This is a genomic window from Paraburkholderia phenoliruptrix (assembly GCF_902859825.1).
Classification (GTDB): domain Bacteria; phylum Pseudomonadota; class Gammaproteobacteria; order Burkholderiales; family Burkholderiaceae; genus Paraburkholderia; species Paraburkholderia phenoliruptrix.
This window is the reverse complement of the sequence record NZ_CADIKB010000052.1, coordinates 21,399-33,887: the sequence shown is the minus strand read 5'-3', so window position 1 is coordinate 33,887 and position 12,489 is coordinate 21,399. Positions and strand designations below refer to the sequence as shown.

At 63.8% G+C, this 12,489-nt stretch carries 15 protein-coding genes; 8 read left to right on the top strand and 7 right to left on the bottom strand.

Going from position 1 to position 12,489, the window contains the following annotated elements; genetic code table 11:
• Positions 1–178 precede the first annotated feature (178 nt).
• Positions 179–1,324, top strand: a complete 1,146-nt coding sequence (locus HV711_RS30035) for a PA0069 family radical SAM protein (RefSeq protein ID WP_035476832.1) — start codon at positions 179–181, stop codon at positions 1,322–1,324.
• A gap of 35 nt (positions 1,325–1,359) precedes the next feature.
• Here HV711_RS30035 and HV711_RS30030 read toward each other — a convergent pair whose 3' ends face one another.
• Entirely contained in the window at positions 1,360–1,827 is a 468-nt protein-coding gene (locus HV711_RS30030) for a TM2 domain-containing protein (RefSeq protein WP_035476829.1), read from the bottom strand.
• Between the two features lie 249 nt (positions 1,828–2,076).
• A complete protein-coding gene (locus HV711_RS30025; RefSeq protein WP_051223895.1) occupies positions 2,077–3,177 on the bottom strand; it encodes a PQQ-dependent sugar dehydrogenase in 1,101 nt (366 codons plus the stop codon).
• A 252-nt stretch (positions 3,178–3,429) separates the two neighbouring features.
• Between HV711_RS30025 and rpsP the strand changes: the two genes are divergently transcribed.
• The 6 genes from rpsP (at position 3,430) to HV711_RS29995 (ending at position 7,764) form a co-directional block, all read left to right on the top strand.
• A complete protein-coding gene (gene rpsP, locus HV711_RS30020) occupies positions 3,430–3,684 on the top strand; it encodes a 30S ribosomal protein S16 (RefSeq protein ID WP_013340116.1) in 255 nt (84 codons plus the stop codon).
• Between the two features lie 144 nt (positions 3,685–3,828).
• On the top strand, positions 3,829–4,563 hold the full coding sequence (gene rimM, locus HV711_RS30015) for a ribosome maturation factor RimM (protein WP_035476825.1): 735 nt from the start codon (positions 3,829–3,831) through the stop codon (positions 4,561–4,563).
• 38 nt (positions 4,564–4,601) lie between these two features.
• Positions 4,602–5,369 carry a tRNA (guanosine(37)-N1)-methyltransferase TrmD gene (gene trmD, locus HV711_RS30010; protein WP_013589214.1) on the top strand — a complete coding sequence of 256 codons (768 nt, stop codon included), beginning with the start codon at positions 4,602–4,604 and terminating at the stop codon, positions 5,367–5,369.
• Between the two features lie 145 nt (positions 5,370–5,514).
• Complete coding sequence (gene rplS / locus HV711_RS30005) at positions 5,515–5,901, top strand: 50S ribosomal protein L19 (protein ID WP_013340112.1); 387 nt, start codon at positions 5,515–5,517, stop codon at positions 5,899–5,901.
• 91 nt (positions 5,902–5,992) lie between these two features.
• On the top strand, positions 5,993–6,712 hold the full coding sequence (locus HV711_RS30000; RefSeq protein ID WP_013589213.1) for a CoA pyrophosphatase: 720 nt from the start codon (positions 5,993–5,995) through the stop codon (positions 6,710–6,712).
• A gap of 113 nt (positions 6,713–6,825) precedes the next feature.
• Positions 6,826–7,764 carry a CobD/CbiB family protein gene (locus HV711_RS29995; protein WP_028362835.1) on the top strand — a complete coding sequence of 313 codons (939 nt, stop codon included), beginning with the start codon at positions 6,826–6,828 and terminating at the stop codon, positions 7,762–7,764.
• Between the two features lie 24 nt (positions 7,765–7,788).
• Here the strand turns inward: HV711_RS29995 and HV711_RS29990 are convergent, their stop codons facing one another.
• From HV711_RS29990 to HV711_RS29980, 3 genes are read right to left on the bottom strand one after another with little or no spacing between them, the layout of a single operon-like run.
• Positions 7,789–8,109, bottom strand: coding sequence for a putative signal transducing protein (locus HV711_RS29990; RefSeq protein ID WP_013589211.1), 321 nt, complete (start codon positions 8,107–8,109; stop codon positions 7,789–7,791).
• A gap of 1 nt (position 8,110) precedes the next feature.
• On the bottom strand, positions 8,111–9,082 hold the full coding sequence (gene rsgA, locus HV711_RS29985) for a ribosome small subunit-dependent GTPase A (protein WP_035476823.1): 972 nt from the start codon (positions 9,080–9,082) through the stop codon (positions 8,111–8,113).
• Positions 9,079–10,338 carry a M48 family metallopeptidase gene (locus HV711_RS29980; protein WP_028362833.1) on the bottom strand — a complete coding sequence of 420 codons (1,260 nt, stop codon included), beginning with the start codon at positions 10,336–10,338 and terminating at the stop codon, positions 9,079–9,081. The genes rsgA and HV711_RS29980 overlap by 4 nt, the downstream gene beginning before the upstream one ends.
• 164 nt (positions 10,339–10,502) lie before the next feature.
• Here HV711_RS29980 and orn point away from each other — a divergent pair, with 164 nt between their 5' ends.
• Positions 10,503–11,114: an oligoribonuclease gene (orn, locus tag HV711_RS29975; RefSeq protein ID WP_035476821.1), complete on the top strand. Its 612-nt coding sequence runs from the start codon at positions 10,503–10,505 to the stop codon at positions 11,112–11,114.
• Between the two features lie 15 nt (positions 11,115–11,129).
• Here orn and mog read toward each other — a convergent pair whose 3' ends face one another.
• Complete coding sequence (gene mog / locus HV711_RS29970) at positions 11,130–11,786, bottom strand: molybdopterin adenylyltransferase (protein ID WP_082201363.1); 657 nt, start codon at positions 11,784–11,786, stop codon at positions 11,130–11,132.
• Complete coding sequence (gene yjgA / locus HV711_RS29965; protein ID WP_035476817.1) at positions 11,767–12,378, bottom strand: ribosome biogenesis factor YjgA; 612 nt, start codon at positions 12,376–12,378, stop codon at positions 11,767–11,769. Before yjgA ends, mog begins: the two co-directional genes overlap by 20 nt.
• Positions 12,379–12,489 lie beyond the last annotated feature (111 nt).

Sequence of the window (12,489 nt, the reverse complement as noted above, 5' to 3'; positions counted from 1 at the left end):
CAGAAACTGGCTCCATGTTCGAGGGAAATCTTCACCGGCAGTCGGGGTATGCTTGAGTTCGCTCACTACCCGATCATGGCGCAAGTGGAGCTAAATGGATAGCCCATATATTTGTACAGGTGTTTACGCCGTTTTGTTTTCTGCCTGTTTCCTTTGTTCTGCCTGTTGTTGATGAGCCGTGACTGAACCCGATACCTCTTCCGCCGCCGAGTTTGTCATCGCGCCGCCCGTGCCCCGCAAAGGCCGCGGCGCGGTGACCAACGTGCAAGGCCGCTACGAAGTCGATCAGCGCGAAGCCGTGGACGATGGCTGGGTACCCACGGCGGACGAAAGCGAACCGCCCAGGGTGCTGCGCACGCAGGTGTTCGAAGAACGGGCGAAAAGTATTCTGACGCGTAATACGTCGCCGGATATTCCGTTTGGTGTGTCGTTAAATCCATATCGCGGGTGCGAGCACGGCTGCATCTATTGTTTTGCGCGGCCCACGCACAGTTATCTCGGACTCTCGCCGGGCCTCGACTTCGAAAGCCGGATCTATGCAAAGGTCAACGCGCCTGAGTTGCTCGAGCGCGAACTGTCGAAAAAGTCATACGAGCCGGAGCCCATCGCGCTTGGCGTCAACACCGACGCGTGGCAGCCCGCCGAGCGCGACTGGCGGCTCACACGTCGGGTGGTCGAGGTCCTGAGCGAGCGCAATCATCCGTTCGCGGCGATTACCAAGTCGTCGCTGATCGAGCGCGACCTGGATCTGCTCGCGCCCATGGCGGCCCGCGGCCAATTCATGGCGGCGATCACCATTACCACACTAGATGCGGACATTGCGCGCACGCTCGAACCGCGCGCGGCCACGCCGTCGCGGCGCCTGCGCACCATTCGCACATTGAGCGAGGCGGGCATTCCAGTCGGCGTCAGCATTGCGCCCGTCATCCCGTTTGTCACCGAACCGGACATGGAGCGCGTGCTGGAAGCTTGCGCGGAAGCCGGCGCGTGCAACGCGAGCTATATCGTGCTGCGTCTGCCGTGGGAGGTCGCGCCGCTTTTCAAAGACTGGCTTGCTGCGCATTTTCCGGATCGCGCCGAGCGAGTCATGGCGCGCGTGCGGGATATGCGCGGTGGCAAAGACTACGACTCGGCTTTCTCCACCCGAATGAAGGGCGAAGGCTTGTGGGCGGACCTGCTGAAGCAGCGATTCCACAGGGCCGTTCGCCGTTTGGGGCTCAACCGGCGCGACCGGGGCATTCTGGATATGTCGCATTTCAAGCGGAACGAGGCGCCGCGAGTCCCTGTCCCCCGTCCTGACAAGCGGCAACTCGATCTTTTCTAGCGGATCTTTTCTAGCGTATCGGGGGCGTGCCGCCGCTATTGGGACAGCGCCTTTGCTGCCTGCACTTGCGTTTCGAAGTAGGTCTGGAAGGAAATGGCGAGACCCGTCATGAGCAGAAAGGCGCCGATCAGCAGGGAAAAGATCACCACGAAGATAACGGTCCACCCCGAGCGGCTTTTCCGCTGCGTGTGCGCGTTGAATTGCCGGTCCCACTTGTCGTCCGGCCGCAGCCCGTAGACGATCGCGGCGAGAAATGCGGCCATAATCGATACGGCGCCCGGAAAGGCAAGCACCCAGCCGAGCGTTGAAGCGCGTTCGCTGGCTACCAGCAGCATCGCGCCGGGAATGCCGAGCAGCGTGCCGATAATATGCGCCCAGCCGTAGATGTCGCGCGGGCCGTAAAGATAAAAGCGGTGCGCGCCGAGCGTGCCCAGGAAGAAAGCCAGCGCAGCTGTGATCGTTTTGGAGCGGAAGTAAGTCGAGGTCGAGAAAGACGTGGACATGTAAGAGAGTCAGAGTGACGGGCGGTTTAAAACCGGCGCTCGGTAATAGGGAGGTGATAGGGAGGTAATGGGCGGTAGCGGGCCGTGAAAGCAGTGGCGAAACGGGTGGTGAAACAGTCGGTGAACAAGCGCGGCACACCGTTGCGCGCGGACCGTCGCGCATTCTACGCCGGGCGTGTGCCGGCGGTCACGCGGCGTTCCGCCTCAGGGCAGCGCGCGCGGATTGTGTCCTCACGGCAGCGCGGGCAGTCAATGTGCCGGGTAACTGACACGATAGATAGCGCCGGCATAATCGTCGCTAATGAGCAGCGAGCCGTCGGGCAGCGGCAGAACGTCGGCTGGGCGGCCCCAGACGGTTTCGCCGGACTGAAGCCAGCCCTCGGCGAACACCTCTTGTCGCGCATGGCTGCCGTCCGGGTCAGTGACGACTCGCACCACGCGGTAGCCGGCCTTCTTGCTGCGGTTCCATGACCCGTGCTCAGCAATGAAAATGTTGTCGCGATAGTCGGGCGGGAACATCGAGCCGCTATAAAAGCGCATGCCGAGCGCAGCGACATGCGCGCCCAGCTTCACCACCGGCGGCGTGAACGCGTTGCAGGGGTGCCCCGCGCCGAACTCGGGGTCGGCTATCACGCCGGCGTGGCAGTAGGGAAAGCCGAAATCCAGTCCGGCGCGCGAGGCACGGTTGAGCTCGTCGTCCGGTAGATCGTCGCCTAGCAGATCGCGACCGTTGTCGGTGAACCAGAGCTCGCGCGTCGCCGGATGCCATGCAAAGCCGACGGAGTTGCGCACGCCGCGCGCCACCACTTCGTAGTGGCTGCCGTCCGGGTCCATGCGGCCGATCAGCGCGTAGCGGTCGCGGTCCTTCAGGCAGACGTTGCAGGGCGCTCCCTGCGGGACATAGAGCTTGCCGTCCGGGCCGAAGGCAATGAATTTCGCGCCGTGATGGGTTTCGGCGGGCAATGTGTCGGTGACCACGGCGGGCTGCGGCGGCGCATTGAGGCGCGTGTCGATCGAGTCCAGGCGTAGAATTCGCGACACCGCCGAGACATAGAGCGCGCCGTTGTGCCATGCCACGCCTATCGGAGCTTCCAGGCCGGTCGCCACCACATGGCGCGCGGCAACGCGTGTGCCTTGCAGCTCGAGCGCATAGACGTGACCGTCCAGGCTGCCTATATAGAGAATACCCTTTGGTGAGAGCGCCATGGCTCGCGCGCTCGGCACCGCGTCCGACAGGACTTCGATGCGAAAGCCCGGCGGTAGTTTGATGCGCTCCACAGGCGGCGCGGCCAGGGCCTGGCAGGCGAAGGCGGTCAGCAATGCAGCGGCTGCCGGGCGAAAACCGTGCATAAGGCAGACAGACGCGGTGCGACAAGCGAAAAAGAGGAGCGCAAGGGCAGTTCGCGGCTGGGATTTCACGGGCACTCCGTCAGGTTGTTCAGGCGTTTGCGCGAGGGCCGGCGCGAGGTTCCGAGCCCGCGCTGTAGGGGCGCCGCAACCCGATTGCTCAGTTTATCCCGGTAAGTGTTTGTTATGGCGTCAGTTTCCCGCTATAATCGCGTGTTTCAGTCGTTCCGAACCCCGGTTTTCAAGGATTCTAGTATGGTCATCATCCGCTTGGCTCGTGGCGGCTCCAAGAAGCGCCCGTTCTACAACATCGTCGCAACCGACTCGCGTAACCGTCGTGACGGCCGCTTCATCGAGCGCGTTGGCTTCTACAACCCGATCGCTACGAAGGGCGAGGCTCTGCGTATCGCTCAAGACCGCCTGACGTATTGGCAAGGCGTGGGCGCACAACTGTCGCCGACCGTCGAGCGTCTCGTGAAAGAAGCGCAAAAGGCGCAGCCGGCTGCTTAATGGTAGCTCGCTTGCGTATCGGCGTCGGTTTGGCCGGCGACTCGCGCCATCCGCGTGAGCAGTCCGATGCGCAAGAAGTTTTGCCGAAGCTGGCGTCAAAGCTCGTAGCGCGGCTCAATCTGCGGTTTGGTCTGAGGCTTGGTCATGTCTGAGCGTGGTTCCGGCAGTTCAGGTCGCGCGAAGGCAAAAGAGGCAAGCCCGCGCGCAAAGACGTCTGGCGAGGCGCCATTCGGTGCATTCGTCCGCAAGCCGGGCGAGCGGGCCGGAGGCAAGGCGAAAGCCAATGTGGCAAACGCCGGTTCCGAGGCAGCAGCCATGCGCCCGGAAACGGCGGAGAGTTGGCCGGCTGACGCGGTCGAAGTCGGCGCGATCGTCGACGCTTACGGCCTCAAAGGCTGGGTCAAGGTGGCCGCGCATGCGGATGCCGGCCAGGGCGGCGACGCGTTGCTGAGCGCAAAGCGCTGGTGGCTCATGAAGGGCGGCGAGCGCCAATCCGCGCCGTCGCTGCAGGCAAAACTGCATAGCGACAGTGTGGTGGCTCATCTGGGCGGCGTCGCTGACCGCGACGCGGCGCTGGCGTTGCGCGGCTCCCGCGTCTATATCAGCCGCAGCGAATTCCCGGCGCTCGAAGCCGACGAGTTTTACTGGGTCGACCTGATCGGCCTCGAGGTAGTGAATCTTGCCGGGGCGAACCTCGGCAAGGTGGCTGGCATGATCGACAACGGCGCGCACTCTGTGCTGCGCGTCGAATATCCGGCGGCCGACAAAACCGGCAAGCCGGTCGCCGCCGAACGTTTGATCCCGTTCGTCGGTGTGTTTGTCAAAGCGGTCGACCAGGCGGCGAAGCAGATCACCGTCGACTGGGAAGCCGATTATTGATAGTTGAGCAAATCGAGTTCGCTAAAACGGAGAGAGCGATGCAGTTCGATGTCGTCACGCTCTTTCCCGACATGTTCCGTGCGCTGACCGACTGGGGCATTACCAGCCGGGCAGCAAAGCAGCAGCGCTATGGGTTGCGTACGTGGAATCCGCGTGATTTCACCACCGACAACTACCGCACGATCGACGATCGCCCGTACGGCGGTGGCCCCGGCATGGTGATGCTGGCCAAGCCTCTGGAAGACGCGATCGCAGCGGCCAAAGCGGCGCAGGCGGAGCAGGGTATCGGCGCACCGCGTGTCGTGATGATGTCGCCGCAAGGCGCCACGCTGAATCACGAGCGTGTGATGAAGTTTGCCGAACAACCCGGGCTGATCCTGCTGTGCGGCCGCTACGAGGCGATCGACCAGCGCCTGCTCGACCGGGTTGTCGACGAAGAAGTCAGTCTGGGCGACTTCGTGCTGTCGGGCGGCGAGTTACCGGCCATGGCCTTGATGGATGCCGTCGTACGTCAGTTGCCGGGTGTGCTCAACGACTCGCAATCGGCGGTGCAGGATAGTTTTGTCGACGTACTGCTCGATTGTCCGCACTACACGCGGCCCGAAGAATATCAGGGCGTGCGTGTCCCCGATGTGCTGCTCGGCGGCCATCATGCGGAGATCGAGGCGTGGCGGCGGCGGGAAGCCTTGCGCAATACGCTGCGCAAACGGCCCGACCTGATCGCCAAGGCCAGAAAGAACAAGATGTTGAGCCGTGCCGACGAGGCATGGCTCGCAAGTCTCGCGAAAGAAGAGCCGAAGGCGTAAAGCCCCGATCTTTCGAGCGGACACCAGGCGGCGCCGTACATGCGTGTGCGGCGCCTGATGTGAACCCATCCTCTATCGGGGCCGTAGCCGGGCATGTCATGCCAGGCAGGTACGAACGCCGACAAGATGGACTTAGGAGTCAGTGATGAATCTGATTGCAAAACTCGAGCAGGAAGAAATCGCGCGCGCCCTCGGCGAGAAGACCATCCCCGAATTCGCCCCCGGCGACACGGTGGTTGTCAGCGTGAACGTGGTTGAAGGTACGCGTAAGCGTGTCCAGGCTTACGAAGGCGTCGTGATCGCCAAGCGTAACCGTGGTCTGAATTCGTCGTTTATCGTCCGCAAGATTTCGTCGGGCGAAGGCGTCGAGCGTACGTTCCAGACGTACTCGCCGCTGCTGGCAAGCATCGTCGTGAAGCGTCGCGGCGACGTGCGTCGTGCAAAGCTGTACTACCTGCGCGACCGTTCGGGCAAGTCGGCTCGAATCAAGGAAAAGCTGGTCTCGAAAGACCGCGCTGCTTCCCAGGCGTAAATGCTGTAAGGAAAAGCACCCCTCGCGGGTGCTTTTTTGTTGGCCAGGTCAAAATAGCGGCATCGCCTCCATCCGTCATTCGAGAGATCCGTTGATCCGCCCCGTCTTTGAACCTCAAACGCTGCCCGTCGAAGCAACGGGCGCTCATCTACCGCCGGTCGCGGCGGAGCGGCTTACGCCAGACGGTCTGCGCGCCCGCTTCGAACAGTCGCTTTCGTGGACCCCTGAGCCGATCGTCGAAGCGCCCTGGCGCGACATTCACGCCGACCCCCGGGTCGCCTCCGTCCTCGTGCCGCTCGTGATTCGCGCGCATGGCCTGACCGTGCTGCTGACGCAGCGGGCCGATCATCTGAACGACCACGCCGGCCAGGTCAGCTTTCCGGGCGGCCGTCAGGAGCCTTTCGACGCGGACGCCACCGCCACCGCTTTGCGCGAGGCAGAAGAGGAGGTCGGCCTCGCGCCTTCGCGTGTGGAAGTGCTCGGTGCGCTGCCCGACTATTTGACGGGCACGGGCTTTCGCGTGACGCCCGTGATCGGTCTCGTCCACCCGCCGTTCGCGTTGAAAGCGGACGCGCTCGAGGTCGCGGAAGTCTTCGAGGTGCCGCTCGCCTTCCTGATGAACCCGGCGCATCACGAAGAGCGCGTGTTCCGTTACGAGGGCGGCGAGCGCCGCTTTTTCGCGATGCCGTATCCACGCGGCGCGTCGCTCGAAGCAGCCGAAAAAGGCGAGAGCGGCACGGGCAGCCATTATTTCATCTGGGGCGCGACGGCCGCGATGCTACGCAACTTCTATCGCTTTCTCGCGGCCTGAGGCATGTCTTACAGGCACGCGTTGGGTGTTTGGCAACGTCCCCGCTCAGCGGCATCCGACCCTGTGCTATCGTTATGAAACAATCGTAAAACTCGAAAAGCACGGCGCATCGCATGACTTTTTTTTCCGTATTGCTCGCTCTCATCATTGAACAGGTGCGCGCGCTGTCGCCGAACAATCCGGTATCCGCGCTGCTTCAATATCATGCGGAGTCGGCGGCGCACGGATTCGATGCGGGCAAGCCGAAGCACGGCCTGCTTGCCTGGCTCGTCGTCGTGGTGCCCTGGACGCTCGCCGTCGCGCTCATCTACTACGTTCTCTACAACATCCATTTTGTGCTGGCGTTTCTGTGGAACGTCGCGGTGCTGTACTTCACGCTCGGTTTTCGCCAGTTCAGCCATTACTTTACGGACATCCACCTCGCGCTCAATAACGACGACGTGCCGCGCGCGCGCGAAATCCTCAACGAATGGACCGGCCTCGACACGCTCGACATGCCGGTCAGCGAGATCGTCCGTCACACGCTGATTCACGCGGTGGTGGCATCGCATCGCCATGTTTTCGGCGTGTTCTTCTGGTTTCTGATTCCGGTCGGGCCGGCGGGTGCTGTGCTGTATCGGATTGCCGAATATCTGTCGCGCACGTGGGCGCGCCCGGTCGACGATCGAACCGTCGCGTTTTCGAGCTTTGCGCAGCGTGCCTTCTTCGTGATCGACTGGGTTCCGGCGCGGCTCACGTCGCTCGGCTTTGCGATTGTCGGCAATTTCGAAGACGCGATTTATGCGTGGCGCAACCATGCGCGCCAGTGGCCGGACACGAATGACGGCGTGCTGCTCGCCGCGGGCAGCGGGGCGCTGGGCGCGCGGCTGAGCGGGCCGCTTGCCGAGCCGTCGAGCCTCGACGCACTCGCCACGGGCGACGGCGGCCCGATGCAGGTCGGCGACGATTGCACGCCGCGCACACTGCAATCGGCGGTGGGCCTCGTCTGGCGCGCGGTCGTGCTGTGGATGATTCTGCTGCTGATGTTGACCATCGCGGTCTGGCTCGCTTGAGGTTACGTCGTCGCTTAAGGCACCTCATCCATCCAATGGATCGCGCACCGTCCCGCACTGCCAGCACACCGTGAACTGCGCTTCCAGCTTCTCGCCGCACTGGCGGCATTGCCAGCCGGGCGAGCCGGCCGCCGGGCCGCGCGACGCAGCCTCGATCAGGCGTCGCGCCAGCGCCTCGTCGCGGTCATCCACGAGCCACAATTCCGGCGCGCACTGATCCGCGGGAATGTCGCCGAGCGCGCCGTTCAGATAACGATTGTGCAGCTCGCACGCCACGCCGGCGGCCGCGAGCACGTTGACCCAATGCTGTCCGATGATGAGGTTCGGCGCGCGCATCAGCTTCATGTCAGCGCACGATCTGGCTGGCTTCATGCACGAGTTGAGCATAGAGCGCGTGCCGCTCGCGACGGATGCGGCCGTCCGCAACGGCTTCGAGAATCGCGCAGCCCGGCTCGTGCAAATGATGGCAATTATAGAAGCGGCAGTTGGGCAGGAGCGGCCGGAATTCCGGGAACGCGCGTTCGAGCCGGCCTTCGGTCAAATGATGCAGGCCGAACTCCTGGAAGCCGGGCGAGTCGATCAGCGCGCCGGTTTTGCCGTCGTCGTGTCCTTCTGCCCCGGCAAGCGCGGCCGGCAGCGGGTAAAGCCGCGTGAAGGTCGTCGTGTGGCGTCCGCTGTTCAGTGCAGTCGAAATTTCGCGGGTGGCGACCTCGGCGTCCGGAATCAGCAGATTCACAAGCGTGGATTTGCCCATGCCCGACTGGCCGAGCAACAACGTCGAGTGACCTCGCAGATGCTCGATCAGCGCCGCGCGGGCGGCCTCGGGTTGCGCCTTGATCGACACTTCGAGCACCGTGTAGCCGAGCGCGCGATACGGCTCGAGCCGCTTGCGCGCGCCTTCGAGCGCATCGGTCACGTCGATCTTGTTCAGCACGATCAACGGCTTGAGTTCGTTGGCCTCGGCGGCAACGAGCGCACGGCCGAGCAGGTCTTCGCTGAAATGCGGTTCGGTGGCGAGCACGATCAGCAACTGATCGAGGTTCGCCGCGAACAGCTTCGACTTGTACTGATCGGAGCGATACAGCAGATTGCGCCGCTCGCCGATTTCGACGATCACGCCTTGATCGGCCGAGGTCGGCTCGTAAATCACGCGATCACCCACCGCCACCTCGCTGCGCTTGCCGCGCGGGAAGCACTGGAGCATCGGGCCGCCGTGTTCCGGCGCGACGAGATAGTGGCGCCCATGCGCGGCCACGACGAGTCCGCCTACGCGCGTGCCGGACGCTGCGCGCGGCGTTTGTCGGGAGCGGCCGCTCATGCGTGCCGCAACAGTCGGTCGATCCGCTGCGACGCCGGCGGATGCGAGTAATAGAACGCGGTGTAGAGCGGGTCGGGCGTCAACGTGGACGCATTGTCTTCGTATAGCTTGACGAGGGCGTTGACGAGGTCTTGCGCGTCGGTTTGCGTCGCGGCAAACGCGTCGGCCTCGAACTCGTGCTTGCGCGAGGTCAGGCTGCCGAGCGGCGTGACGAAGAACACGAACACCGGCAGTGCGAGGAAAAACAGCACGAGCGCGAGCGCGCTATTGCCGCCGACCAGCGACGGTCTCACGCCGAGCCCTTCGTAGAACCACACCTGCTGTGTGAGCCAGCCGAGCAGCGCGAGCATCGCGAGGCTGAGGGCGAAGGTGACCAGCATCCGCTTGATCACGTGACGGCGCTTGAAATGGCCGAGCTCATGCGCGAGCACCGCCTCGATTTCGCTGCCCGAGAGGCGCGCGAGCAGCGTGTCGAAGAACACGATGCGCTTGGCCGCGCCAAAGCCCGTGAAATACGCGTTGCCGTGCGCGGAGCGGCGGCTGCCGTCCATCACGAAGAGGCCTTTGGCGGCGAAGCCGCAGCGCTTCATCAGCGCTTCGATGCGGTTTTTCAGCGCTTCGTCCCTGAGCGGCTCGAATTTGTTGAAAAGCGGCGCGATGAAAGACGGGTAGAGCACGAGCACGAGCATCTGGAAGACGACCCAGACAATCCACGTCCACAGCCACCAGAAACTGCCCGCCTGGTTCATTAGCCACAGCACGACAAAGAGCAGCGGCAGGCCGAACGCGGCGCCGAGCAACACGCCCTTCACACGGTCGACGACAAAGATGCGCAGGCTCATCCGGTTAAAGCCGAAGCGCTGCTCGATCACGAACTGGCGGTAGTAGTCGAACGGCAGGTCGATCGCGCTGGTGATGACGATGACCGCCGCGACGAGCGCAATCTGGCCGAGATAGCCGCGGCCGAGCCAGTCGGTGATCGCGAGGTCGAGCGCCTGCACGCCGCCGAGCAGCGTGAGGCCGATCAGCACGGCGGCGCCCACGACGATTTCGACCATGGTGAGGCGCGTGCGCTCGACGGTGTAGTCCGCGGCTCGCTGGTGTGCGGCCAGCGCAATCGTGCCGGCGAACTGGCTCGGCACTGCTTCGCGATGGCGCGCGACAAAGCGGATCTGCCGCGACGCGAGCCACAGCTTGGTGCCGACCATCGCCACGACGGCGACGACGAACAGGACAGTGAAGTACAGGGTAGGCATCCGTGGATTCCGTGGTATCTATGCGAGAATTATATGTTTCTTCCCGCCTCGCAGCGGGGACCTGCTTGAACCGGCTACAACCGTCCCTACCATCTCATACGAACCATCGCCGCAGCGCCGCAGCTTCCAGGCAAGCTTTCGGCCCGGCCCTCAGGGTTGCCTTCATGACTGACATCCTCGAATCCGCCCAACAGCCGCCGCTCGTGCGCAGCGACATGAATCTCGTCTGGCTGGACATGGAAATGACCGGGCTCGACCCCGACTCCGACCGCATCATCGAAATCGCGGTGGTGGTGACGAATTCGACGCTCGACAGAATGGTCGAAGGTCCGGTCCTCGCTATCCATCAGAGCGACGAGACGCTAGCGAAAATGGACCAGTGGAATCAGAACACGCACGGGCGCTCCGGGCTGATTGACCGCGTGAAGGCCTCGACGGTGAGCGAAGCCGACGCCACGGTGTTGATCCGCGATTTTCTGGGCGCTTACGTGCCGCCGGGCAAATCGCCGATGTGCGGCAACTCCATCTGCCAGGACCGCCGCTTCATGGCGCGCTGGATGCCGGAACTGGAGACCTTCTTCCACTACCGCAATCTCGACGTCAGCACGCTCAAGGAACTGTGCCGGCGCTGGCAGCCGGCCATTTACAAGGGCTTCCAGAAGCGCGCGATGCACACGGCGCTCGCCGACATTCACGAATCGATCGACGAGCTCAAGTATTATCGCGAGCATTTCCTGATTCCGCCCGCGCCGGACGCGTCGATGAACGCGGAATAAGCCGCGCGGAACAGCTCAGGCCGGCCGGGGCGCACGAACCGCGCTCTTCGGCCGGAACGCTTTCACGACGTCGGCATGGGTCTCGACATACGGCCCGCCGATCAGATCGATGCAGTACGGCACCGCCGCGAAGATACCGGGCACCGTCACGCCGCCGCCGGCCTCCATGTCGCGCAAACCTTCCAGCGTTTCCTTGATCGACTTCGGCTGACCCGGCAGGTTGATGATCAGCGCCGCATGATCCGCCGTTTCGCGGATCACCGCCACCTGGCGCGAGAGGATCGCGGTCGGCACGAAATTCAGGCTGATCTGCCGCATCTGCTCGCCGAATCCCGGCATTTCTTTGGTGGCGACCGCGAGCGTGGCCTCGGGCGTCACGTCGCGGCGCGACGGGCCGGTGCCGCCCGTGGTGAGCACCAGATCGCAGCCGGCCTGATCGACCAGTTCGATGAGCGTGGCGGAGATGGTCGCCGCGTCGTCCTGAATCAGCCGCGTGACGACCTGCCACGGCGAACTCAGCGCGGACCCGAGCCATTCCTGCAGCGCGGGAATGCCCTTGTCCTCGTAGACGCCCGTGGACGCCCGGTCGCTGATCGACACGAGGCCGATCAGGATCTCGTCCGGGTGGCTGCGCGCGAGCTTTTGCGTGGAATCAGGCGTCGCGGTCGTCATCGTCGTTTTCCTCAACGTCGTCGTCGGCGGAATCTGTCGAGGCGGCAGGGCTGTCCGCGTTCTTGATCCACTGGAACAGTTCGCGGAAGTAGCGCGGCGGCTTGTTCTGCTGCGCTTCCTTGCGGGCGTTGCGGATCAGCGTGCGGCCCTCTTGCGGATCGGCGTTCGGGTGCTGGCGGATGAATTCGGTGAGCGCGGCGTCGTCGGCGAGCAGTTTCTCGCGGGTACGCTCGATCCAGTGCAGCTTGGCCGTTTCCGCCTTGTTGACGCCGTTGTACGTGTCGAGCGCGGTGCGCAGCGCCGCGGTTTCGTCGTCGAGCAGCGAGCGCATCACGCGGCCCACGTATTGCAGCTGACGGCGCTTGCCCTCGTGGTCGGTGATGCGGCGCGCCTCGCGCACGGCGTCGTCGAGTTTTTCCGGCATCGGCATGCGCTTGAGCGCATCTTTGGGCAGCGCGATCAGCGCCGCCCCCAGCTCCTGCAGCGCGTGCATTTCGCGCTTCAGCTGGGACTTGCTCGGGCGGTCGTAGCCGTTCTCGTCGACTTCCGGCTCGGCGGATTCGATGGGTTGAATGCGGGTTTTGCGTGTCATGCCGATATTGTAGCGTGCCGGACCTCGCGAACCCGCCCCGGCGCGGTATGGCGCCGCGCGCGTCGTGCGAAAAACCGTGCTGCGAAGCCAGGTGCGCGAGCGCTGAGCTTG